General features: G+C 61.9%; 16 protein-coding genes and 1 pseudogene. 6 read left to right on the forward strand and 11 right to left on the reverse strand.

Annotated elements, in window-relative coordinates; genetic code table 11:
* The gene (gene accA / locus BN1129_RS17170; protein WP_042038168.1) at window positions 1-951 is read left to right on the forward strand and encodes an acetyl-CoA carboxylase carboxyl transferase subunit alpha; all 951 of its coding nucleotides are present in this window, start codon (window positions 1-3) and stop codon (window positions 949-951) included.
* Window positions 952-1,134: 183 nt separating this feature from the next.
* On the opposite strand, the pseudogene BN1129_RS24265 reads toward accA, so the two are convergent.
* From BN1129_RS24265 to BN1129_RS17180, 3 genes and pseudogenes are all read right to left on the reverse strand, one after another.
* A pseudogene (locus BN1129_RS24265) lies at window positions 1,135-1,469 on the reverse strand (IS4 family transposase); the annotation flags it as partial.
* Window positions 1,435-2,856, reverse strand: a complete 1,422-nt coding sequence (locus BN1129_RS17175; protein ID WP_042038169.1) for an MATE family efflux transporter — start codon at window positions 2,854-2,856, stop codon at window positions 1,435-1,437. The gene BN1129_RS17175 and the pseudogene BN1129_RS24265, both read right to left, overlap by 35 nt.
* A 107-nt stretch (window positions 2,857-2,963) precedes the next feature.
* On the reverse strand, window positions 2,964-3,872 hold the full coding sequence (locus BN1129_RS17180) for a LysR substrate-binding domain-containing protein (RefSeq protein WP_042038171.1): 909 nt from the start codon (window positions 3,870-3,872) through the stop codon (window positions 2,964-2,966).
* A gap of 504 nt (window positions 3,873-4,376) precedes the next feature.
* Here BN1129_RS17180 and BN1129_RS17185 point away from each other — a divergent pair.
* Both BN1129_RS17185 and yjeH read left to right on the forward strand, forming a co-directional pair.
* Window positions 4,377-5,672 (forward strand): HAAAP family serine/threonine permease, encoded by a 1,296-nt coding sequence (locus BN1129_RS17185; protein WP_042038172.1) that lies wholly within the window; start codon window positions 4,377-4,379, stop codon window positions 5,670-5,672.
* Window positions 5,673-5,810: 138 nt separating this feature from the next.
* Window positions 5,811-7,091 carry an L-methionine/branched-chain amino acid transporter gene (gene yjeH, locus BN1129_RS17190; protein ID WP_042038173.1) on the forward strand — a complete coding sequence of 427 codons (1,281 nt, stop codon included), beginning with the start codon at window positions 5,811-5,813 and terminating at the stop codon, window positions 7,089-7,091.
* A gap of 59 nt (window positions 7,092-7,150) precedes the next feature.
* On the opposite strand, the gene BN1129_RS17195 is transcribed toward yjeH, so the two are convergent.
* The 4 genes from BN1129_RS17195 to BN1129_RS17210 form a co-directional block, all read right to left on the reverse strand.
* The gene (locus tag BN1129_RS17195; RefSeq protein ID WP_042038174.1) at window positions 7,151-7,687 is read right to left on the reverse strand and encodes a GNAT family N-acetyltransferase; all 537 of its coding nucleotides are present in this window, start codon (window positions 7,685-7,687) and stop codon (window positions 7,151-7,153) included.
* Window positions 7,688-7,768: 81 nt separating this feature from the next.
* On the reverse strand, window positions 7,769-9,502 hold the full coding sequence (locus BN1129_RS17200; protein ID WP_042038176.1) for an ABC-F family ATP-binding cassette domain-containing protein: 1,734 nt from the start codon (window positions 9,500-9,502) through the stop codon (window positions 7,769-7,771).
* 382 nt (window positions 9,503-9,884) lie between these two features.
* Window positions 9,885-10,322 carry a PliI family lysozyme inhibitor of I-type lysozyme gene (locus BN1129_RS17205; RefSeq protein ID WP_042038177.1) on the reverse strand — a complete coding sequence of 146 codons (438 nt, stop codon included), beginning with the start codon at window positions 10,320-10,322 and terminating at the stop codon, window positions 9,885-9,887.
* A gap of 124 nt (window positions 10,323-10,446) precedes the next feature.
* Entirely contained in the window at window positions 10,447-12,477 is a 2,031-nt protein-coding gene (locus tag BN1129_RS17210; protein ID WP_042038178.1) for a M13 family metallopeptidase, read from the reverse strand.
* Between the two features lie 129 nt (window positions 12,478-12,606).
* Between BN1129_RS17210 and tilS the strand changes: the two genes are divergently transcribed.
* The gene (gene tilS, locus BN1129_RS17215; RefSeq protein ID WP_042038180.1) at window positions 12,607-13,947 is read left to right on the forward strand and encodes a tRNA lysidine(34) synthetase TilS; all 1,341 of its coding nucleotides are present in this window, start codon (window positions 12,607-12,609) and stop codon (window positions 13,945-13,947) included.
* Window positions 13,948-14,014: 67 nt separating this feature from the next.
* Here tilS and BN1129_RS17220 read toward each other — a convergent pair whose 3' ends face one another.
* Window positions 14,015-14,935, reverse strand: coding sequence for a GGDEF domain-containing protein (locus BN1129_RS17220; RefSeq protein WP_042038182.1), 921 nt, complete (start codon window positions 14,933-14,935; stop codon window positions 14,015-14,017).
* A gap of 100 nt (window positions 14,936-15,035) precedes the next feature.
* Here BN1129_RS17220 and BN1129_RS17225 point away from each other — a divergent pair, with 100 nt between their 5' ends.
* Window positions 15,036-16,988 (forward strand): cation:proton antiporter domain-containing protein, encoded by a 1,953-nt coding sequence (locus BN1129_RS17225; protein WP_042038183.1) that lies wholly within the window; start codon window positions 15,036-15,038, stop codon window positions 16,986-16,988.
* 36 nt (window positions 16,989-17,024) lie between these two features.
* Here the strand turns inward: BN1129_RS17225 and BN1129_RS17230 are convergent, their stop codons facing one another.
* Complete coding sequence (locus BN1129_RS17230) at window positions 17,025-18,161, reverse strand: patatin-like phospholipase family protein (protein ID WP_042038185.1); 1,137 nt, start codon at window positions 18,159-18,161, stop codon at window positions 17,025-17,027.
* A gap of 209 nt (window positions 18,162-18,370) precedes the next feature.
* Complete coding sequence (locus BN1129_RS17235) at window positions 18,371-19,015, reverse strand: response regulator (protein WP_042038187.1); 645 nt, start codon at window positions 19,013-19,015, stop codon at window positions 18,371-18,373.
* A gap of 158 nt (window positions 19,016-19,173) precedes the next feature.
* Between BN1129_RS17235 and BN1129_RS17240 the strand changes: the two genes are divergently transcribed.
* Window positions 19,174-19,800: a glutathione S-transferase gene (locus tag BN1129_RS17240; protein WP_042038189.1), complete on the forward strand. Its 627-nt coding sequence runs from the start codon at window positions 19,174-19,176 to the stop codon at window positions 19,798-19,800.
* Window positions 19,801-19,875: 75 nt separating this feature from the next.
* Here BN1129_RS17240 and BN1129_RS17245 read toward each other — a convergent pair whose 3' ends face one another.
* Window positions 19,876-21,987: an alpha-amylase gene (locus BN1129_RS17245; protein WP_042038190.1), complete on the reverse strand. Its 2,112-nt coding sequence runs from the start codon at window positions 21,985-21,987 to the stop codon at window positions 19,876-19,878.
* Window positions 21,988-22,026 lie beyond the last annotated feature (39 nt).

The following is a 22,026-nucleotide window of genomic DNA, read 5'->3' on the forward strand; positions in this document are numbered from 1 at the left end:
ATGAGTCTTTTTCTGGATTTTGAACAGCCAATTGCCGAGTTGCAGGCGCAGATTGATGAACTCCGTCATGTGAGTGAGCACAACAGTGCTGTCGATCTCAATGAAGACATTCGCCGGCTGGAGAAGAAAAACGAAGAGCTGACCAAGAAGATCTTCGGTGATCTGGGTGCCTGGCAGGTATCCCAGATGGCGCGTCATCCCCAGCGCCCCTACACCTTTGACTATATCGAGCATATCTTCACCGATTTCGACGAGTTGGCTGGGGATCGCGCCTATGCCGATGACAAGGCTATCGTCGGCGGCATCGCCCGTCTCGACGGTGAGCCGGTGATGGTGATTGGTCACCAGAAGGGTCGCGAGACCAAAGAGAAGATCAAGCGCAACTTCGGCATGCCGCGTCCGGAAGGATATCGCAAGGCCCTGCGCCTGATGGAGATGGCCGAGCGCTTCAAGATGCCGATCATCACCTTCATCGACACCCCGGGTGCTTATCCCGGTGTGGGTGCCGAGGAACGTGGCCAGTCTGAAGCCATCGCCCACAACCTGAAAGTGATGGCCGGTCTGACTGTGCCTGTGGTCTGCACCGTGATCGGTGAAGGCGGCTCGGGTGGTGCGCTGGCTATCGGCGTGGGGGATCGCGTCAACATGCTGCAATACTCCACCTACTCCGTTATCTCGCCGGAAGGGTGTGCCTCCATCTTGTGGAAGAGTGCCGACAAGGCACCGATCGCCGCGGATGCCATGGGCATCACGGCCCAGCGCCTGCAGGAACTGAAGCTCATCGACAGCATAGTCGAGGAGCCCCTTGGCGGTGCCCACCGCAATGTGGAGCTGATGGCCAAGCGCCTGAAGGATCGCATCCAGCAGGATCTTAACGCGTTGCGCCCGCTCGAGACTGATGAGTTGCTGGAGCAGCGCTACCAGCGCCTGATGGGCTACGGCTACTGCTAAGCACCGGCTTCATCCCGACCTGCCAGAAGGCCCCCGCATTGCGGGGGCCTTCTTTTTGGGGCCGGGAGAAATGCTATTCATACGGATATCATTTGGCGCTATGTTTGCCGAACACCCCGGTGTCGGATCAACGAGCGGCGGATCGTGGCCAAAAAGTGGGCTCCCGCTCCCGGTGCCAGTCAGTTAAGCCTGACTGACATTGTTTTTATTGGTTTTTTCACACTGCGCTTCCATGGTCTGGCTTCACGCAGCGGGGGTCAGTTCGCGCTCTTCTCTCTGTTAATACGAATAGCCTGCTGGCTGTTAATACGAATGGCCCGCTGGTTTCTCCAGGTCTGCCACCCGTCTCGGGATATGCCAGGTGACACAGATGGCATGCAGCTCAACTCATGGACAAGGTAGACCGACGCCCTGTGAAAACTCAGTTGACTTGCCGTCTATCCCCTCAAGCTCGCTGCCCTCTTCACCTGCGTGCGGCTCTGTCTAGCTGGCGCGACGGGCCAGCTGGACTCCCTGATGAGAACCGATCGGCTTGGCGTGATGCGGGTGAAGGGGTGTGCACGCCCGCTTGAGTCGACGCCACTCCTGCCAAAGCAGCCCGCACAGCGGCAGGGTCAGCAGCAAGACAGTGGTGGGCTGGGCCATCAGCACACCCTCGCGGCCCCACCAGAGCGGCAGCAGGAAGATCAGCGGCAGCAGCAGCAGTGTCTTGGCCGCCGAGATGATCAGCGCCTGCTTGGTGCGGGCCATGGACTGCAGCAACACTATGCCGAACATGATGATCCCCTCCAGCGGAATGGCGCTGAGGTTGAGGGTCAGGCTGCTGACGGCCGCAGCAAGCAGCTCGGCATCCTGATTGCCGATGTAGAGCATGGCCACTTGGCGCGGCAGCAGCTGGATCAGTAGCCAGACCGCCATGCCATAGGCAAGCGTGATCTTGAGCCCCATCTCCATCAGGAATTTCAGATCCCGATAGCGTTTGGCCCCCGTCGCCTGGCTGATGAGCGGTTGGATGCCGAAGGCCAGACCCTGCAGGATCACGATGAACACGGCTTCTGTGTAACCGGCTACGGTGAAGCCGGCCAGATCCTTGATGGCGCCATACGCCATCAGCTGGCTGTTGTGTAGCAGCAGTAGCAGCCCCAGGTTGAACTGGGCTATCAGGCTTGGCAGGCCGGTGAACAGCAGGTTGGGCATGGCCGGGAGTATGGGCACCATGTGGCGCCATGAGAGGCGTAGCTTGGCATGGGAGGTAAAGAAGTAGCCCAGGCCGAGCAGGCTGACGATCCCCTCAGTGATGAGCGTTGCCTGGGCCGAGCCCACCAGCCCCAGTCCCAGCCGCCCGACCATGAGGTAGTTGAGTACGATGTTGAGGATGGCGCCACTGCTGACCAGGATCATGGCCAGCCTTGGCCTGCCGTCGTTACGCAGCAGGTAGGGTACCGCCAGGTTGCAGGCCAGTAGCAGGGTACCGCCACCGATCCAGCTGAGGTAGTCACTGGCCTGTTTCCAGGTGTCGGTACCTTGCTCAATCCCCAATGCTTGCAGTATGTCGATGTGCCAATGGTACAGCAGCAAGGGCGCCAGGAGTCCGAGCAGCCCGAGCAGCCAAAACGCATTGACCAGCGCCTGTCGGGCCAGCCGGCTCTGCTTCGCCCCCTGATGCAGGGAGATGGCGGTGGCTGCCCCCATGCTGATCATGGCGGCGAGCCCGATCAGCACCATGATGACCGGATAGACCAGGTTGATGCCGGCGAGGCCAGCGGCCCCCACATAGTGGCCGACGAAGATGCCATCGACCAGGTAGTAGGCACCTGAGACCAGCATGGCCATGACGGAGGGGAGGGCATAGCCCCAGAAACGGCGAGTCATTGCCCGTTGGCGCAACAGTAAGTAGGCAGACATATCTGTTCTCTTGGGGGAGTTCGATGATCGAGCAGACAGTCTAGATTAATATGTTTTTGTTGATAATCCGGTTTGTATTTGATGGATTAATGAATTTATCTCAGTAATCATCGGGTTTGATAGTGTGCCTTGAGCATGTCTATCAGGGCGCGCAGGCCGCTGCCCAGCTGATGTCGGCTGGGATAAAAGAGTGAAAATCCCACGAAGGTGGGGCACCACTGCTCCAGCACGCTCACCAGTTTTCTCTGTGCCAGCTGCTTGCTCACCTCCTCCTCCAGACAATACGCCAATCCCAGCCCAGCCTCTGCCGCCCCCAGATAGAGAGCCGGCGTGCTGGTGGTCAGTGGCCCGGTCACCTCTATCTCCAGCAGGGCACCCTCTTCCCCGGCAAACGCCCAGCGGTAGTGATGAGATGGCGTCAGCCGGTAGCCTATGCAGGCATGGCGTGACAGCTCGCGGGGATGTTGCGGCGTGCCGCGCTCGGCCAGATAGGCGGGTGACCCCACCACCAGATAGCGTTGGGGAGGCCCGAGCGGCACACCTATCATCTCCTTGGGCAGCAGATCACCATAGAAGATGGCGGCATCATAGCCATCCTCGATGAGACGCGGCATCAGCTCCTGCTCCACCACTTCCACCTGTATGCGCGGGTAGCGCACCATGTAGTCGAGCAGCACGGGAGCCAGCAGCTCATCGATGGCGCCCCGCGGCGCACTGATCTTCAGCCGTCCCACCGGCTCGCCGCTGTGGTGAGCCAGTTCTTCGAGTGCGCTCTGCAGGTGGTTTAGCGTGGGCAGCAACTGTTCGAGCAGGTGCTGGCCCGCATCGGTCGGCACCACGGCGCGGGTGCTGCGATTGAGCAACCTGACACCCAACCGGGTCTCTAGCCCTTTCAGGCTGTGGCTCAGGGCGGAAGCCGACACCCCGAGCTCAAGGGCGGCTTTGCTGAAACTCTGGTGACGGGCGACGGCGGCAAAGACTGCCAGTTCGGCGAGGTCGGTACGGGTGATGGCCATATTAATGCAATGGGGAAATGTTGAGGAACAGGGTACGTCAGGGCACTTCAGCGCACAACCGGAGCAATAAACAGACACATGTAATCAGTTTGTTGTACCTCAAAGGGTGTAGATACGGGTGAAACTACCTGTGATTGTTAACGGTTGTTCACAAGATTGGGCTGATAACGTGATCTCGGACGTCAGAAAGGCGATTCTAATCAAACTTTGGTTGATTAATTCAAAAAAACACTGTGATCGCTAAGGGGATTTAATTAGAGTCAGCGCATCAGAACAAAGGTGCGTTAATGAGTTGTAATGGTTGACGCGCTTGCGGCCCCCGGGCTGATGACCCACAGATCTGTTTGTTGCAGTTTGGTTGTTACATGGAGTGGCGAGCAAGTTGCCGAGTCGGCGGGATAAGAATAACAGGGATGGACTGCAGGAGTTCCAGGGAAATGGGACAGGGCATTGCGCCCGGTTGACTAGATTTTTTCTATTTTCCTTGATGACAGGAACACCCCTATGTCTGACATGAACATTGCAGTTGAAGGCAACTTAGCCAGTAATGCGTCTTCCCGTGGCATCAACAAGGCCGACTTGGTCTGGATGCTGGGCCTGTACGGTACCGCCATCGGTGCCGGTGTGCTCTTCCTGCCAATCAACGCCGGTGTCGGTGGTCTGTGGCCGCTGGTGGCCATGTTGATCCTGGCCCTGCCGCTGACTTTCTTCGCTCACCGTGGTCTGGCCCGCTTCGTGCTGTCCGGCTCTACCCGTGATGGCGACATCACTGAAGTAGTAGAAGAGCACTTCGGCAAGACGGCAGGCAAGTTCATCACCCTGCTCTACTTCTTTGCCATCTACCCGATCGTACTGATGTACTCGGTCGCCATCACCAATACCGTCGAGAGCGTGATTGTTCACCAGCTGGGCATGTCTGCACCTCCCCGTGCCATCCTGTCACTGGCGCTGATCCTCGGTCTGATGGCGGTTGTTCGTCTGGGCGGTCAGGTTATCGTCAAAGCGATGAGCGTGCTGGTATTCCCGTTCGTGATCACCCTGATGGGCCTGGCGTTTTACCTGATCCCGCACTGGAACGGTACCATCATCACTGAAGCACCAGCGCTGGCTGACGCTTTCAACGGCGACTTCCTCAAGACCCTGTGGTTGGCTATCCCGGTCATGGTGTTCTCCTTCAACCACTCTCCGATCATCTCCTCCTTCGCGGTGGACAACAAAGGTCGCTACGGTGAAGGTGCCGAGAAGAAGTGCAGCAACATCCTGCTGGGCGCCCACGTCATGATGGTGATGACCGTTATGTTCTTCGTATTCAGCTGCGTACTGAGCCTCTCTCCGGCTGACCTGGCTGCTGCCAAAGAGCAGAACATCTCCATCCTGTCCTATCTGGCCAACCACTTCGACAACCCGGTTATCGCCACTGTGGCTCCGTTGATTGCCATGGTTGCCATCAGCAAATCCTTCCTGGGTCACTACCTGGGAGCGCAAGAAGGCATGAACGGCCTGATGGCCAAAGCGCTGCGCGAGAAGGGCAAGAACGTTGACACCAAGCAGCTGAACAAAGTGACTGCGGTGTTCATGATCCTGACCACTTGGGCCATCGCCACCATCAACCCGAGCATCCTCGGCATGATCGAAGACCTGGGCGGCCCCATCATCGCGATGCTGCTGTTCCTGATGCCGATGTACGCCATCTCCAAGGTGCCGGCCATGCGCAAATACGCTGGCAACATCAGCAACGGCTTCGTGACCCTGATTGGCCTGATCGCCATGTCCGGTATCATCTATAAGCTGATTGCCTGATAACACCAGTTACGCTGTTGAATGAAGAAGCTGCCTCGCAAGAGGCGGCTTTTTTTGTTTGATCAACGGATAGCCCTTAACAAGCAAGGGGCTGCGGCCTAACATGGCGTGATGTTTTTCCAGTCAGGGCAAAAGGATATGTCTGCGTTGAAAAAAGAGCTGGGGCTCTGGCAGGGGATGGGGTTGCTCGCCACCTCACTGCTGGGTACCGGGATCTTCGTGGTGCCAGCGACTGCGGCGTCGCTGGCGGGGGGCGCTTCGCTATGGGCCTGGGTGTTGCTCATCGTGCTGGTACTGCCCATCGCCTTCACCTTCGCCCGACTGGGGCGCCGCTACCCCCATGCGGGTGGGGCGCCGCACCTCATCGGGCTCGCCTTTGGCAACGGCGCCGAGCGCTTCTCCGCCTTTCTGTTTCTGGCTGTGCTGCCGGTGGGCTTGCCTGCGGCCCTCACTATCGCCGCTGGCTTCTGGCACGCGCTGTTTGATCTGGGGGAGTGGACCCTGTGGGCCATCCAGCTGCTGACCCTGCTCGGGGTATTCCTGCTCGGGCTGCGGGGGGCGCGCTCCTCCGGCAACCTGCAGTTGTTGATTGCCCTGGCCATATTGGGGCTGACCCTGCTCATCTGGTTCAAGGGGGATCTCAGCTGGCGTGACGCAGCGCAGCCACTGCCGACGGCAGCTGAGTGGCCCGCCATGGGCACGGCGCTGGCGCTGATGTTCTGGTGCTTCGTGGGGCTGGAAGCCTTCGCCCACATGGGGGAGGAGTTCAAGCGGCCGGAGCGGGACTATCCGCTGGCCCTGCTCGGCGGCGTCTTGCTGGCGGGGCTGATTTACTGGGTGCACTCGCTGGTGGTGCTCAAATATGGCCTCTATGGCGACGAGGCGACCAATGCCACCGCCATTCCGGCCCTGCTCTCCTTGCTGTTCGGCCCCACCGCCAAGTGGCTGGTGGCCATCCTTGGATACCTCTCCTGCTTTGCCAGCATCAACATCTACCTGCAGGGATTTGCGCGCCTTATCTGGAGCATGGCGCGGGAAGGCAAGCTGCCGGTCTCCCTCTCTCGCCTCTCGGCCAGGGGGGCGCCGCTCAACGCCCTGTGCTGGGTGCTCGCCATCTGCTTCGTCTCCATCACCTTGATCCTCTGGTTGCGACTGCCGCTTGATGAGCTGATCCGCTACGCCAACGGCAACTTTGTGCTGGTCTATCTGCTCTGCATGGCGGCGGGTTGGCGCTTGCTCGGTGGCATGGGCAAGGGGCTGGCGGCCTTGAGTGTGCTGCTCTGCCTCGCTGTGCTGGTAGCGCTCGCCTCCCAGGTGCTTTATGCGGCGCTGCTCAGCGCGGGTTACGGTGTGTTTTCCCTGTGGCGGCGCAGACGTCGCCGCGCTCTGGCTACCGACAACATCTGCGCCATCAAGTAACCGACCCGATAAAAAGCCCCAGTGCGGGGCTTTTTGCTGGCTATCAGATGCGGTGGTGCTCAAGCGTTTGGCAGGTCGCTGCGTAGCAGGGCGTAGTGCCGCAGGGAGATAAACTGCTCCCCCTTCCGCTCGCATTCCCGAGCCGTCCCTTCGTAGCGAAAGCCGGCCCGCTCGAGCAGGCGGGCAGAGGGGAAGTTTGGCTCCTCCACCACCGCCAGCAAGCGGTGCAGCTCGGTGGTGTGGTAGATGAGGTCCAGAAACTGCCGCAATGCCGTCTGCATGATCCCCTGGCCCCAGTGCTCGGGATAGAGCCAGTAGCCGAGTTCGGCCCGCTTGTGCAGCGGGTCGGCATCGTTGTAGCCGATGGCCCCCAGGGGGACGCCGTTTCGCTGGCAGCGGATCAGGAACCAGGCCCCGCTCTGGCACTGCGCTATCTCGGCGTACCAGCGCATCTGGGCCTGGCATGCCTCCATGCTGTCATAGCTGATACCGTAATAGGCGATGACCCTGGGATCTGACAGTGCGCGGTAGATGTGGGGCAAGTCGGCCTCCGTGACGGGGTCGAGCCTGATATCGGGTTGTGGTGGTGAAGACATCATGTGCTCCTTGCGGCCAGCCGTGGCTGGCCGCGTGAGTTGGGTAAAAGGGCGGGATAACAGCGCGGATCACGGCTGGGCTCACGGTTCGGAAAGACCCAGCAAACCGGCAAGCCTTTCCAGCTCATCGCGCCACTCTTGCTGCAGTCGCAGGGTTTGATGTTTGGGCTTGCGGGCGAGATCGGCGGCAAGCAGGGCATCCAGCTCGTACCAGCGTGCCAGCAGCGCCTCATCATCGTGTTCCGGCATGGGATCTTCCCTCCCGGCGTCATTGGCCTGGGCGTCGGCGGCGGGCCGATCGGGCGCATCGCCGAGCAGCTCGGCATAGGCCTGCTCGGCGCTGTGGGCCTCGTGGATCCGACCCTCCCTGATCACCCAGAAGCGGTTGCAGCTGCGCTCGATCAGATCCCGGTCGTGGGAGACAAGCAGCACGCCGCCAGCAAAGCCGGTTAGCGCCTCGGCCAGCTCCTCCTTTCCTGCCAGATCCAGATGGTTGGTGGGTTCATCGAGCCAGAGCAGATGGTGACTCGCCAGTGACAGGGCGAGGAACAGCAGTCTGGCTCGCTCGCCCCCGCTCAGGGTCGCGACTCGCTGACCGTGACGGGAGTAGGGGAAGCCCGCACGGATCAGGGCCTGGCGCAGCGTCACCTCCGGCAATGGTGCCAGTGGATAGAGGGCATCGGTCAGGGTGGCGTCGCCGTCCAGCTGCTGCAGGGACTGATCGTAATAGGCGATGCTGGCGCCAGGGTGGCGATACCAGCCCTCGGCCGGTTGTTGAGCGCACACCTCGCCCCAGCACTGACGCAGCAGGGAAGACTTGCCCGTGCCGTTGGCACCGAGCAGGGCGACCCTATCGCCAGCACGCAGCCAGAGATCCTCGGCTCGCAGCAGCGGCGGCAAGCCGGGGGCGGGGTGCACGTCGAGGTCTTCCAGCCGAAGCAGGGCATCGGCGGGCAGTGCCTGCCCGCGCAGTTCGAGGCGCCAGGGTGCGTCCGCTCCGACCACGCTCTGCTCCTCCTGCAGCCTGGCTACCCGTTTCTCCATGGACTTGGCCTGGCGCACCAGCTTCTCGTTGTCATGCTCCCGCCCCCAGATGGCGAGGCGTTTGCTGCTGGCGCTCAGGCGGTCGATCTCTTTTTGCTCGTCGGCCCGGCGCAGGCGGGTTTGCTCATCCTCTTCGGCCAGGGCCGCCCTGGCCTGGCTGCAGGGCAGGGCGAAGCGATGAAGCCGCCGATCCCGCAGGATCAGGGTCTCGCGGGTTACCCGATCGAGCAGGCGACCATCGTGGGACACTAATACGAAGGCGCCACGCCACGCCAGCAGGAAGCGCTCGAGCCAGAGCAGGGCGGGCAGATCCAGGTGGTTGCTGGGTTCGTCCAGCAGTAACAGGTTGGGTTGGTGCAGCAGAGCGCGGCCTATCTGCAAGCGGGTGTGCTGACCGCCGCTCAGCGCGCTGACCGGAAGGTCGGCCTGCTCGGTCAGTTGCAGTTCGGTCAGCATCTTGTCTACCTGCCACGCTTGGTCAGCCTCGTTGGCCAGTGCATCGAGCAGCACGGCGCGGGTGCTGAGTGCTTGCAGTTGCGCGGGCAGATGCTGGGCCACAAATTCACAGCGGCAGGGGCTAGCCTTGTGGATGCGTCCCTCATGGGGCTGGCGCTGACCAGCCAGCAGGGCGAGCAGTGTGCTCTTGCCACAGCCGTTGGCGCCTATGAGGCCAATGCGATCACCGCTGCGGATGCTGAGGTCGAGGTTGTCAAATAACGGAAGGTGCCCCGCACTCATTTGCAGGGAATGGGTACTCATCAGGGTTGTCATGCTCTTGCTCTCTTAAATTCCGGGATCGAAGATCCCTGTCATCAGGAGCGCTGGCGACAACGGCAGAGTCGAGAAAGGTCTCGGTTTGGAAGGGAGTCGGCTTTGCTCGAACCCGCTATCGCAGCGCGATGGTATGCAGGCAAGAGCACGCGAATGTGCCGAACAGGCGGGCCGAGAACATCGGACACGCTTGGATAACCATTTTTTACCTCCTTATTTTTCGTAGTGGCAAGGTGCGGCGATTATAAGCGCAGAAAAAAAAGCCGTCCATCGGGGTTCAGGTCTGTCGCCGGGCAGCAAGGAGGCGAGAAAGGGCGTCAGCGTTCGTCGCCGACAAGGAGGCAGCCCCGCGCTGCGGGGCTGCCTCATGGCGTGTGATGAATTAATCGCGGGGGGTTTTGAGTGCCTGGATCACATCGTCAGTGGGAGCCAGCTCCTCGACGTGGTTGAAGCTCTCGATCCCCTCTTGCGGATGCAGGGTGAAGGCGTCGGCGCTCAGGTAGCTGCCGCTGCCGGTGCTCTCCATGATGACGATGAGCTCGGGCTGCTTGTCACCGTTGAGATCCTGCAGTTTGAGCTCCTTGATGGTGCCATCGCGCGCCAGCACCTTGCCGTCGATGAACTGATCGAGGGGAAACTGCGGATTGGCGCCGGAGTAAAGGCGCACGTCGTAGCTGCCGATGGAGGCGGGTTCACCACGCCCCTCGCTGACGGTGATCACCTGGCCGGAGGGCAGCGTCAGCTGTTTGAAGAATCCCTCCGCCGCCTGGCCAGTCAGTGGCAGGGTGAGCAGGCCGAGTGTCATGAATAAGGTTTTCATCGATGTGACCCTTGTTGCTGCGGTGACGGGCCGGCAAGCCTGCCCGTCACGGATGTGAATGTGTGGGCCGGGTTCGGGCTTGCCTCTGCCCGGCTCTCTTTCTCTGCTTCGCCGGAGGCGACCATTACCAGATCTTGACCCGTTTGGCCGGGGCCAGATAGAGCTTGTCCCCCGGCTGGATATTGAATGCCTCATAGAAGGCGGGAATGTTCGGCACCACGCCGTTGACCCTGTACTCGGGCGGAGAGTGGGGATCCGAGGCGAGCAGCATCTGCATCAGCTCGGGGCGATACATGCCCTTCCACACCTGGGCCCAGCCGAGGAAGAAGCGCTGCTCGCCGGTGAAGCCGTCCAGCACGGGTGCCTCCTTGCCATCCAGTGACAGCTCGTAGGCCTTGTGGGCTATGGTAAGACCGCCCAGATCGCCGATATTCTCCCCCAGGGTGAACTGGCCATTGACGAACTGACCATCGATGGGCTCGAAGCGGTTGTACTGGGCCACCAGCCGACTGGTGCGAAAGCGGAACTCCTTGAGATCCTGTGGCGTCCACCAGTCGCGCATCAGGCCGTCGCCGTCTGACTTGGCCCCTTGATCATCGAAACCGTGGCCCATCTCGTGGCCGATCACTCCGCCGATGGCGCCGTAGTTGACCGCATCATCTGCCGTCATGTCGAAGAAGGGGGGCTGCAGTATGGCGGCCGGGAAGACGATCTCGTTGTTGCTCGGGTTGTAGTAGGCGTTCACCGTCTGCGGCGACATGTGCCACTCGTCTCTGTCTACCGGCTTGCCGAGGCGGGCCAGATTGTCGGCATATTCAAAGGCGTGGGCCCGCTGCAGGTTGCCCAGCAGATCGCCCTGGCGGATCTCGATGGCGCTGTAATCCTTCCACTTGTCCGGGTAGCCGATCTTGGGTCTGAACTTGGCCAGCTTCTCCAGCGCCTGCGCCTTGGTTTCCGGCGACATCCACTCCAGCTCCTGAATGCTCTGGCCATAGGCGGTGCGCAGGTTCTCCACCAGCTGCTCCATGCGGGCCTTGGCCTCTGGCGGGAAGTAGCGCTCCACGTAGAGCTGGCCCACCGCCTCGCCCAGATGATCGTCCAGCACGCCGAGCGCGCGCTCCCAGGGGGCGCGTTGCTTGGGGGTGCCACTTAAGGTGGTGCCGAAGAAGGCGAAGTGCTGGGCGTCGGTCTGGCTGTCAAGATAGGGGGCGTAATCCGTGATGAGCTGCCACTTGAGGTAGGCTTGCCAGTCGCCGATCGGGGTCTGCTGCATCAGGTCATCAAGGGCCGCGAGATAACTTGGCTGGCCTATGACCAGGCTGCTCTGACCGGCGAGGCCGGCCTGGTTCAGATAGCTGTCCCAGTCGATGTGCGGGGCGAGGCGCTTGAGCTCGCTCTGGGGCGCCTTGTTGTAATTCTTCTCCCGATCCCGCAGGGCCACGTTGTCCCACTGGATCTGGGCGAGTTTGGTCTCAAGGGCCAGGATGCGCTGGGCCTTGGCCTTGGCATCCGCTTCACCGAAACGGGTCAGCATGTCGGCGATGTGCTGCTCGTATTTCTGCCGCAGCGCCTGGCTGTTGGGGTCACTCTTGAGGTAGTAATCCCGATCCGGCAGGCTGAGCCCGGATTGATAGAGGTAGACCGCATAGCTGTCCGGCGCCTTGGCATCGGCGTCGATCCAGAAGCCGAACGGGGCACCGCCGCCAGTGCGACCGCTCTGGGCAAAGGCTCGGGCCAGCCCGCTCTGATCGCGGATCTGATCGATGTCGCTGAGCAGGGGCAGCAGCGGCGTGGTGCCCTTGGCATCCCGGCTGCCCTGATCCAGATAGCTCTGGTAGAGGTCGTGGATCTGCTGGGCCGGGGTGCCTGCCGCCGCCTTGCTGTCGAGCCCCTCGACCAGCACCCGCACGTCCGCCAGGGACTTGTCCCGCAGCATGTAGAAGGCGCCATCGGCGGGCCTGTCGTCCGGGATCTTGGCGGTGCTCAGCCAGTGGCCATTCACGTAGCGGAAGAAGTCGTCACCGGGTTTGACCCGGGTGTCCATGTTGGCCAGCGCGAGGCCGGAGTGTTTGTCTGCTGTGTCCGGCCCCTGACTACAACCGGCCAGCAAGGCCAGTCCGATGAGGCTGGCCAGTATGCTTTTTTTATTGTTCATCTTGTTGGATTCCAATTCGGGTTATTCAGCTTACTGGCCCAAACAGGACAGTTCTTCACTCTAACAGTCGGGTTGCAGCTTGATAAGCCCGACTCTGCTAAGATCGGCCTGGTCGTTTTGGGGAAGCCTATGATTTCTCGTATTTATTCTCGTTTTTGTCAGACCCTGCCCGCGCCGGAAGGTTCCCGGGGCCTGTTGGTTGCCTTCAGTGGCGGGCTCGATTCCACAGTGTTGTTGGTGCTGGCGGCGCAGTTTGCTCGCGAGCAGGGGCTCCGGCTACGCGCCCTGCACGTGCATCACGGCCTGAGCCCTCACGCCGATGCCTGGGTGGCCCATTGTGAAGCCGTGTGTCAGCAACTGGCGGTGCCGCTCATCGTCCAGCGGGTGCAACTGGTGCGTGGCAATGGCCAGAGCCTGGAGGCCCAGGCCAGGGAGGCCCGCTATCAGGGGCTGGCTGCCAGTCTGGGGGCCGGTGAGTGGCTGCTCACCGCCCACCATCAGGACGATCAGCTGGAGACACTGCTGCTGGCCCTCAAGCGTGGCGCTGGCGTGCGGGGCCTGGCGGGCATACTGCCGAGTCAGCCGTTTGCGGCCGGCCTGCTGCTACGCCCCTTGCTTGAGGTCAGCCGGGCCGAGTTGGCCGAGGCGGCCCAATCGCTTCCTTACGGCTGGGTGGAGGATGAGAGCAATCAGGATGTGAGTTATGACCGCAACTTCCTGCGCCAGACGCTTATCCCCCAGCTCAAGGCCCGCTGGCCCGCCATGGCTCGCACCGCCGCCCGCAGCATGGCGCTGTGTGCCGAGCAGGAGACGTTGCTGACCGAGCTGGCCGAAGCGGACTGGCGGCTGGCCGCTGAGGGGAGTGCCCTGAATATCGAGCCGCTGCATGGGCTTTCGGCGACCCGGCGCAACAACCTGCTGCGCTACTGGATCCGCCGGCTGGGGGGCGAGATGCCCTCCCGGGATCAGCTGGCTCTGCTGTGGCAGGAGGTGGCGCTGGCGCGAGAGGACGCCAATCCGCAGTTCAGCTTGAAGCGTCTGGATTGCCGCCGCTTTCAGGGCCGGCTCCATCTGGTCAAGCCAGGACTGGTGCCCTGCCACGAGCAGTTGACGGTGCTGGTTGGCGAGTCGGTCGCCTTGCCGGATGGGCTGGGCCAGGTGCAGCTAGCGCTGCGGCAGGGCGGTGAGGGGCTGAGGCTGCCCACTGCGTGGGAGCCAGTGTCGGTACGTTTTCAAGTGACGCCAGGGATCATGCTCAAACCCGTGGGGCGCAGCGGCAGTCGGCGTTTCAAGAAGTTGCTGCAAGAGTATGGGGTGCCCTCCTGGCAGCGGGGGCGCATCCCCATTCTCTATTACGGCGAGCAGGTGGCAGCGGTGGCCGGACTCTTTATCTGTGACGGATTCATGACGCGAGCGACCGGTGTGGAGTGGCACTGGTTGCCAGCGGCAGACAGCTACATCCCGGAGTGAATCCGGGATCGCCATTAAGATAAAAAGCCGGCATTGCCGGCTTTTTGGCACTTGTCCACTTACCGGCTCAATCCAGCAGGCTGGTCTTGCCCGCTTTTTTGCGGGCGTAGAGGTGGGCGTCCGCCGCCTCATACAGGCTATGGACAGCCACCCCGGATTGCCAGCTGGCAGCCCCCAGGCTGCAGCCGACCGAGAAGCGACTGAGCTCCTTGTTGGTTATCAGCATGTGTTGCAGCCGCAGCCAGACCGGGCGCCAGGCCTCGGGCTCGGCGGGTTGCAGCAGCAGCGCAAATTCGTCGCCACCGAGGCGAAACGCCTGATCCGTGCTGCGGGTGCAGTTCTTGAGCAACTGGGCGAAGCGGCTTAGCACCAGATCGCCGACCGGGTGGCCCCAGGTGTCGTTGATCTGCTTGAAGTGATCCAGATCCAGCAGTACCAGCACCAGACCGTGGGACTCCCGGCTGTGCTGCTCCACCGCGCGGCCTATTGCCTCGTCGAAGTAGGATCGGTTGCCGAGCCCGGTCAGGTGATCGAGCCGCACCTGCTGCTCCAGTTGCGCCAGTCGCAGATAGAGGGGCAGGGGCAGGCAGAGCAGCTGATGGTACTGCTGCAGGATCCGCTGCTGGCTGCCGCTCAGGGTATGTTCCAGGGTGTAGTGCAACTGGCCGAACAGCTGGCCATGCTGGCCGCGCAGTTCGAACGGATAGCTGTGTAGCGTCAGGTTGGCCTGGGGCGGCTGCTGGATCAGCCGAAGTGACTGGGCGTGATCAAAGTAGAGGCTGTGTATCCGGACAACTCTTGCCGCATGATCGGCAAAGGTTGCCAGCAGGCTGTCGAGATCCGTCTGTACCAGCAAGAGCTCGAGCAACTGGTTGCGATCCTGGCTGGCCAGCGGCGTGAGCCGCTCCATCTGGCGAACCCACTGTTCTATGCCATGTCCCAAACCATTCAATGACGATGTGTTTTCCACGGTATAGTCCTCAGACATCCTACTTACTCTCACCTCCTTGCAATCCTTGTGCCCAAAATATGTTCGATGTGAACAAGGGCCGCTGGCTAGGCTTAAGTGGATAAAAAGGGAGGGGAAATTGTATACAGATGTCTTGATCCTGCTGTTTGCCGCCGTCTTGCTGGTGGCGATTTTCCGGCGCCTCGGCCAGCCGGTGATCCTCGCCTACCTGCTTGCCGGGGTACTGCTCGGCCCCCATGGCGCCGCCGTGATCACGGGACAGGCGATCATGCAGACCATCGCCGAGCTCGGCATCGTCTTTCTGATGTTCTCGCTCGGGCTGGAGTTCTCGCTGCCGCGGCTGATCGCCATGCGGATGCTGGTGCTGGGCGTGGGCGGTTTGCAGGTACTGTTCACCTCCTCGCTGTTCTTCTGGCTTGCATGGTGGTGGGGACTGAGCCTGCCGCAGGCACTGGTGGTTTCGGGCACCCTGGCGCTCTCCTCCACCGCCGTGGTGATCAAGCAGCTGGGGGAGCAAAAACAGCTGCACACCCGCCGTGCCCAGCTCGGGGTGAGCGTGCTGCTGTTTCAGGATCTGGCGGTGGTGCCGCTGCTGGTGATGATCCCCATACTGGCGAGGCCCGAGATCCAGGGCGGCGCCCTGCTGGCGGAGATTGCCTGGGCCACCCTCAAGGGGCTGTTCGCCCTGTTCAGCCTGCTCGCGGTGGGCAAGTGGCTGCTGCCGCTGCTGTTTCACGAGGTGGCGCGGGCCCGCTCCGACGAGCTGTTCGTGCTGACCGCCTTGCTGGTGGCGCTGCTGGCCGCCTCGCTGACCCAGTGGATGGGGCTCTCCATGGCATTGGGAGCGTTTCTGGCGGGCATGATGCTGGGCGAGTCCCACTATCGCCATCAGCTGGAGGTGGACATACGGCCGTTTCGGGACGTGTTGATGGGGCTCTTCTTCATCACCATCGGCATGACCATGGACTGGCAGCTGGTGGCACGGGCCTGGTGGCAGGTGATCATCAGCGTGCTCGGCCTCATCTTGATCAAATCCCTGCTAGTATTGCTGGCCGGCCGCCTGATGGGGGAGCGCAAGCGCGATGCCATGGCGGCAGGGATCATGTTGAGTCAGGTTGGCGAGTTTGGTTTCGTACTGCTGGCGCTGGCCAATCATCACGGCCTGCTCGACCATCAGCTGATCTCCCTGCTCATCGGCATAGGGGTGATCTCCATCGCCATGACCCCCTGGCTGGTGCAGCGGGCCCATGGTTTGGCACGTTCGCTCACCGACTCGGCTCTGCTCTCCCGCTCCGAGGTGGCGCAGTCCGGCCTGAGCAAGCATCAACACGTCATCATCGCCGGTTTCGGCCGGGCCGGGCAGACCTGCGCCCGCTTCCTCAAGCTGGAAGACATCCCTTTCCTCGCGCTGGATCTCGATCCCGAGCGGGTGAGCGAGGCCAAGTCGGCGGGGGAGCAAGTGGCGTTTGGCGATGCGAGCCGGCGCGATATCCTGTTGGCCGCCGGCCTGCTGCGGGCCCGGCTGGTGATCATCACCTTCGACGATCGCAAGCGGGTCGAGGCCATGCTGGCGCTGATCAAGGAGCTGGCGGTGGAGGTCAGGGTGCTGGTGCGCACCCGGGATGACAGCTTTCTGGAGGCCTTCAAGCAGGCGGGGGCCCACGAGGTGATCCCCGAATCTCAGGAGGGGGCCCTGATGCTGGTCTCTCACCTGCTGCTCAACTGCAACATTCCCATCGGCCGGGTGATCCGGCGCATGGAGCACGAGCGCAGCAGCCAGTATCGCTTCCTGCACGGCTTCTACTGGGGGGATCAGAGCGCCAGCAATCTGGAGACGGATCAGCTGCTCGAGCGACTGCATCCCGTGCTGTTGCACGATCAGGCCTGGGCTGTGGGGCGCACTGTACAGGCTCTGGCACTGGATACGGTGCGGATCAAGGAGGTCCAGCGCGGTGAGCAGAGCCTGGAACCCAGACCCGAGCTGATGCTGGTGGCGGGGGATCTGCTGGTCCTGTTTGGCAATGCGGTGGCAATGGAGCAGGCCGAGCAGCGGCTGCTGGAGGGGCGCTAGCCCGGCGCCCCCCGGACCGGCTGCGGTTCATGCCACTTACCGCGCCATCTGCTCGATACCCAGAAACTGTTCGACCCGCTGGCGCTCGTTGAGGGTGTCCCGGTAGCCCAGCTTGATCAATTGCTGGCAGTAGCCGGGGTAGAACATCAGGAAACTGGCCAGGCTGCTGCTCTCATCCCCCGTGACCCCCAGCACCCGCAGCAGGCGGCGCAGCTGTACCGGCATCTTGCGCAAATAGTTCAACGCTATGATGTCTAGATCTTCGCTCGGCTTCAGTACACAGGTCTCCACGCGCTTCAATTTCAAACGGTTACGCTCCCGCTCCGGGATGAAATCCAGGGTCTGGTTGATGCTCCACAGCCGCTCAAGATCCGAGTTGAGGGTGTCGGTGAAGACAGTATCGAGCAGGTGGCCGGCGATGTTGGAGCTGGTCAGGTGATCGTGATGAAAGGTCGGTGCCGAGTGGGCCGGCGGATCCAGGGTGACCAGCAGGATCCGCTCTGCCCCCAGGTGGATGGCGGGGCTGAGCGGACTGAGCTGGTGGATGGATCCATCGCCATAGAATCTGTCGCCTATATGGGTTGCGGGAAAGACAAATGGCAGCGCTGAGGAGGCCATCAGGTGATCCGAGGTGAGCAGGGTGCGTACCCCGCGCCGTCTGGCTCGCTCCCACGGCAGGTGTTCGGCCCGTCCCTGAAAGAAGGTGGTGGAGAGGCCGTCATCGTAATCGGACGCCGTGATGGCGAGCGCCTCCAGGCTGCCGTAAAGAATGTTGTCATCGATGCGGTGGTAGTCGATGAGCTGATCCAGCAGGCGGCGCAGCGGCGCGTTGTCGAACAGGTGAAAGGCGTGGTTGGTGTGGGGATTGATGAGGCCTGCCGAGCCCTCGTACATCAACCGCCACAGCAATCTGCTGGGGTGAAAGTCGAAGATGTGATGAGTCTCGAAGCGGCGCCAGACCCACTCCAGCTTGCGCACCCCCAGATGAAAGCAGGAGGCATAGCAGGCCAGTGCGGTGGCATTGATGGCGCCGGCTGAGGTACCGCACAGTATGGGGAAGGGAATGCCGATATTGCGCGGATAGAACTCGGCGATGGCCTTGAGGGCACCGACCTGATAGGCGGCGCGAGCACCGCCACCGGTCAACAGAAGAGCTGTGTTGGGTCTGGCCATGATACTGCGCCTTATGTTTGCAACTGGGAGGCTGCCACCGAGCAATGTAACTATAAGGCACTGTATCGAATATAAAAATAGGATTGTCTCCCCTTTTTTTCAGGCTGGTTTTGCTCCCTCGTCAGGGTGCCCTCACTGGTGTGAATGGCCTCGCAGGCGCCGTCTCGTCATGCTGATTACGCTTGGGGGGAGCAACAGCTTGCTGCCGCTCAGTCGTCCTTGATATCGAGCTGCTGCAGGGCGATAACTGCCTGAGTGCGGTTCTTGACCCCGAGTTTTCTGAAGATGGCGGTGATATGGGCCTTGATGGTGGCTTCGGAAACGTTGAGCTCCCAGGCGATCTGCTTGTTGAGGCTGCCATCGCGCAGCATCACCAGCACCTTGTATTGTTGGGGGGTGAGGCTGGCGAGCTTGCTGGCGAAATCGGGGCCATCTTCGGACTCGGGATGCAGCGAGATGCCGGCCGGCACCCAGTTATCCCCTCCGATCACCGTATTGAGGGCGCTGACCAGCTCCTTCATGGGCACGGATTTGGGGATGAAACCCAGCGCCCCGAGCCGCAACACCTGCTGGATGATGGCGGGATCCTCCGAGGCGGAGACCACGACGATGGGCAGATCCGGGTGCTGGCCGCGCAGGTGAGCGAGGCCGGAGAAGCCGTTGGCGCCCGGCATTTTGAGATCGAGCAGCAACAGGTCCACCTCCGGGTGTTCCCCCAGCAGGCTGGTCAGACTGTCGATGGAGTCCGCCTCCAGCAGTTGGGCGTCGTTGATGGCCATGTGCACCGCTTGATAGAGGGCGCCCCGAAACAGGGGGTGGTCATCTGCGATGACGATGGTAAATTGGCTATCCATTGCTCACATTGTTGCTAACTGATTGTTTTGGAAAATTAAACTAGCATCGCGCCTCTAGGGGGTCAAACCCGCAGGCATGCAAATGTGAAGCGAGCGTCGGATGTCGTGCCATCAGGGTCGACATGGTGGTCATGTGAAGCCCGTGCAGGAGGCAAGAGATGGGATCTTTGGTATTGACGGTGGGCACAGGCTCCACCTGGGCAATGCGTGCTGCGCTGGTGCTCGCCATGAGCGGGTTGGCGTGGCAGGAGCAGGTGTTTGATCTGGAAGATGCCAAGGCGTTGCAGCGGCTCAAGCGCGTGGGGCCAGCCGGCCTGGTGCCCTGGCTGGATCACGATGGTGTGCGGATACACGACTCGCTGGCCATCGCCGAATATCTCCACGAGCTCTGTCCAGATCGCCGGCTCTATCCCGCGTCCCTGGCCGAACGGGCGCTGGCCCGCAGCCTGTGCGCCGAACTGCACTCGGGTTTTGGCCAGATCCGCAGCCAGCTGCCCTTCTTCCTGGGGGCGCCGACCCGCAGCGAGCCACCGGTAGAGGCCATCGGCGAGCTGGCTCGTTTGCAGACTGTCTGGTCCCAGGCGAGGGGGCCCTTCTACTTTGGCGAGGCGGGCATTATCGACGCCTTCTATGCCGTGATGGCCTATCGGCTGGCCAGCTACGGCATCGTGCTGCCCGGTCAGGCGGGGGTGTATCAGCAGGCGCTGCTGGCTTGGCCTCTGTGGCAGGAGACCCTGCTCAAGGCACGGTTGCAGTGGCCGGTGGCGGCGCGCCAGTCCCAGTAAACTGTTGCGGGCGGAATAACGAGAGAGGGGAGCCAGTGGCTCCCCTCTCTGTTGGTGGTGAAGGTGGCTTAAGGGTTACTTCTGCCGACCGGCAAAGACGACGACGACCTTGTCATCCCCCTGCTCCCGCACGAAGGCGTAGGGGGCATCCGAGAGTTTCTGGTGACTGCCTGCCGCTACCGCAGGATGAGCTGCGCGGAACTGGCCGAGTCGCTGCCAGTGTTTGACCAGCTCGGCCTTGTCGCCGTGCCCCAGCTCCTGCCAGTTCATGTCCGAGCGCACGCTCTGGTCAAAGACGCCGCCATCCTTGGCCAGGCCACGGCCCGACTCGTCGCCGTAGTAGAGCTGGATGCCGCCCGGCAGCAGCATGAAGCTGTTGGCCACCCGCCGCTGCAGCGGTATGTCCTGATAGTCACCGAAGAACAGCTTGGTATCGTGGGAGCTGATGTAGCTCAGTACGTTGAACTCGGGATCCTGATTGATGCGGCTGGCGTAGCTGGCATAGGTGGGATCGCTGCCCGCCATGCACTGGGCCTGGGGCAGGGCAAACTCGCGCTGGTAGTCGAAGTTGATCAGCGAATCGAAGCCGTTCTGGTACCAGAAGTCCTTGGCGACCCCGTGATCCCACACCTCGCCCACCATGTAGAAGGGAAGGTCATCCAGCGCCTTGTCCGGGTTGGTGGCCTTCCACTCCTTGAGTGCCGCCGTGCCTGCCTGCTTGAGCCTGGCCCACACCTCGGGCTCCAGATGTTTGACGGTGTCGGCCCGAAAGCCGTCGATGCCGAAGCGGCGCACCCAGTCGGTGTGCCAGGCGATGAGGTAATCGCTGACGCTGGCATTGGGGATTGCTTTGGCTTTGGTGTCTTTTTTCGCGGCCAGCAGCGGCGGCAGCCCCACCGGTTTGGTTGATTCGGTCAGAAAATCGGGCAGCCCCGCCACCGAACCGGTCACATCGTCGGTGCCCGGTTGTGGGTAACCGGGCAGACCGGCCCGCACCCAGCCAGGCCCCCACCATTGGTTCCAGTTCGGGGACTGGTAGTCGATGAACTGGTTGTAGCCATGCCAGTTCAGATCGCCGCTCGGGCGCCACTGGTTCCAGACGGTCGGCAGTTTGTCGCTGTTCTGGGTCAGGCTCTCGAGCCCCAGATCCTGCAGATCGGCCAGGGTGGCGTAACCTGCGTGGTTCATCACCACGTCCAGAATGATCCGCATGCCGCGCTTGTGGGCTTCGTCCACCAGGGTTTTCAGGCTCTCTTCATCACCATAGTTGGGATCGATTTTGGTGAAGTCCAGTGCCCAGTAGCCGTGGTAGGCGTAGAAGGGGAAGTTGCCCTGTTCACCACCGCCGATGAAGCCGTGCACCTGCTCCACCATGGGGGTGATCCAGATGGCATTCATGCCGAGGGACTTGATGTAGTCGAGCTTCTCGGTCAACCCCTTGAAGTCGCCGCCATGCCAGGTAGCCACCTCGTCCTGACCATCCTTCTGGCGCCCGAAGCTGTGGTCGTTGGCGGGATCGCCGTTGTGGAAACGGTCGGTCAGCAGGAAATAGACGCTGGCCTGATCCCAGCTGAAGGGGGCCGCTTTGGCTGCTTTGACCGGTTCGAGCAGCAGCAGGCCGCCGCTCTCCTTGGCTGGGGTCAGGGTCAGCTTGCCCTGTTTGACCACCGCCTCCTGTTTCGAGTAGGCATCTCGCAACCGGGTGCCGTCGGGCCAGACCCCTTGCAGCGATACAGTGACAGGGCCGCCATCCCACTGGATGCAGGGCTCCTCGGGCGGCTGACGCTTGAACTCGCTCTTTTTGGTGGCACGCAGCACCTGGAGGCTGGGGGGATCCGGGTTGAAGGTGAACTGATAGTCCCCTGCCAGCATCACCCGCAGGGTAAAGCTCTGATCCTTGGTGCAGTTGTCCATGGGTTGCGCCGTGCCGAAGGGGAGCGGCTTGCTCTCGCTCGGGCCAAAGCTGGTGCCGCAACTGTTGCCTGCATCGCTGATGCGGATCTGGTGGCTCCCCTTGGCAAGGGGATGGGTCAGCGCTACCGGGCCCTTGTTCAGGTGCAGCGGCGTGGCGACTGCTTTGCCGTCCACATAGAGATGCACCTCGGGGGCAGCCAGCACCTGGCCGGTCAACAGGGGGCCGCCCAGCAGGGCGAGCCAGAGGGGAGAGAAGCGGGGATCGCGACGCATAAGCCATTCCTTGAGCAAGGGGTAACCGGACCAGATTTC

The organism is Aeromonas popoffii, assembly GCF_000820025.1.
In the GTDB taxonomy this organism is placed as follows: domain Bacteria; phylum Pseudomonadota; class Gammaproteobacteria; order Enterobacterales; family Aeromonadaceae; genus Aeromonas; species Aeromonas popoffii.

Coding starts and splice junctions, on each gene's coding strand:
- BN1129_RS17185 (WP_042038172.1), top strand. CDS start 4,377: ATGTCTGACATGAACATTGCAGTTGAAGGCAACTTAGCCAGTAATGCG.
- BN1129_RS17205 (WP_042038177.1), bottom strand. CDS start 10,322: ATGAAAACCTTATTCATGACACTCGGCCTGCTCACCCTGCCACTGACT.
- BN1129_RS17220 (WP_042038182.1), bottom strand. CDS start 14,935: ATGTCTGAGGACTATACCGTGGAAAACACATCGTCATTGAATGGTTTG.
- yjeH (WP_042038173.1), top strand. CDS start 5,811: ATGTCTGCGTTGAAAAAAGAGCTGGGGCTCTGGCAGGGGATGGGGTTG.
- tilS (WP_042038180.1), top strand. CDS start 12,607: ATGATTTCTCGTATTTATTCTCGTTTTTGTCAGACCCTGCCCGCGCCG.
- BN1129_RS17235 (WP_042038187.1), bottom strand. CDS start 19,015: ATGGATAGCCAATTTACCATCGTCATCGCAGATGACCACCCCCTGTTT.
- accA (WP_042038168.1), top strand. CDS start 1: ATGAGTCTTTTTCTGGATTTTGAACAGCCAATTGCCGAGTTGCAGGCG.
- BN1129_RS17200 (WP_042038176.1), bottom strand. CDS start 9,502: ATGACAACCCTGATGAGTACCCATTCCCTGCAAATGAGTGCGGGGCAC.
- BN1129_RS17180 (WP_042038171.1), bottom strand. CDS start 3,872: ATGGCCATCACCCGTACCGACCTCGCCGAACTGGCAGTCTTTGCCGCC.
- BN1129_RS17175 (WP_042038169.1), bottom strand. CDS start 2,856: ATGTCTGCCTACTTACTGTTGCGCCAACGGGCAATGACTCGCCGTTTC.
- BN1129_RS17230 (WP_042038185.1), bottom strand. CDS start 18,161: ATGGCCAGACCCAACACAGCTCTTCTGTTGACCGGTGGCGGTGCTCGC.
- BN1129_RS17210 (WP_042038178.1), bottom strand. CDS start 12,477: ATGAACAATAAAAAAAGCATACTGGCCAGCCTCATCGGACTGGCCTTG.
- BN1129_RS17195 (WP_042038174.1), bottom strand. CDS start 7,687: ATGTCTTCACCACCACAACCCGATATCAGGCTCGACCCCGTCACGGAG.
- BN1129_RS17240 (WP_042038189.1), top strand. CDS start 19,174: ATGGGATCTTTGGTATTGACGGTGGGCACAGGCTCCACCTGGGCAATG.
- BN1129_RS17245 (WP_042038190.1), bottom strand. CDS start 21,987: ATGCGTCGCGATCCCCGCTTCTCTCCCCTCTGGCTCGCCCTGCTGGGC.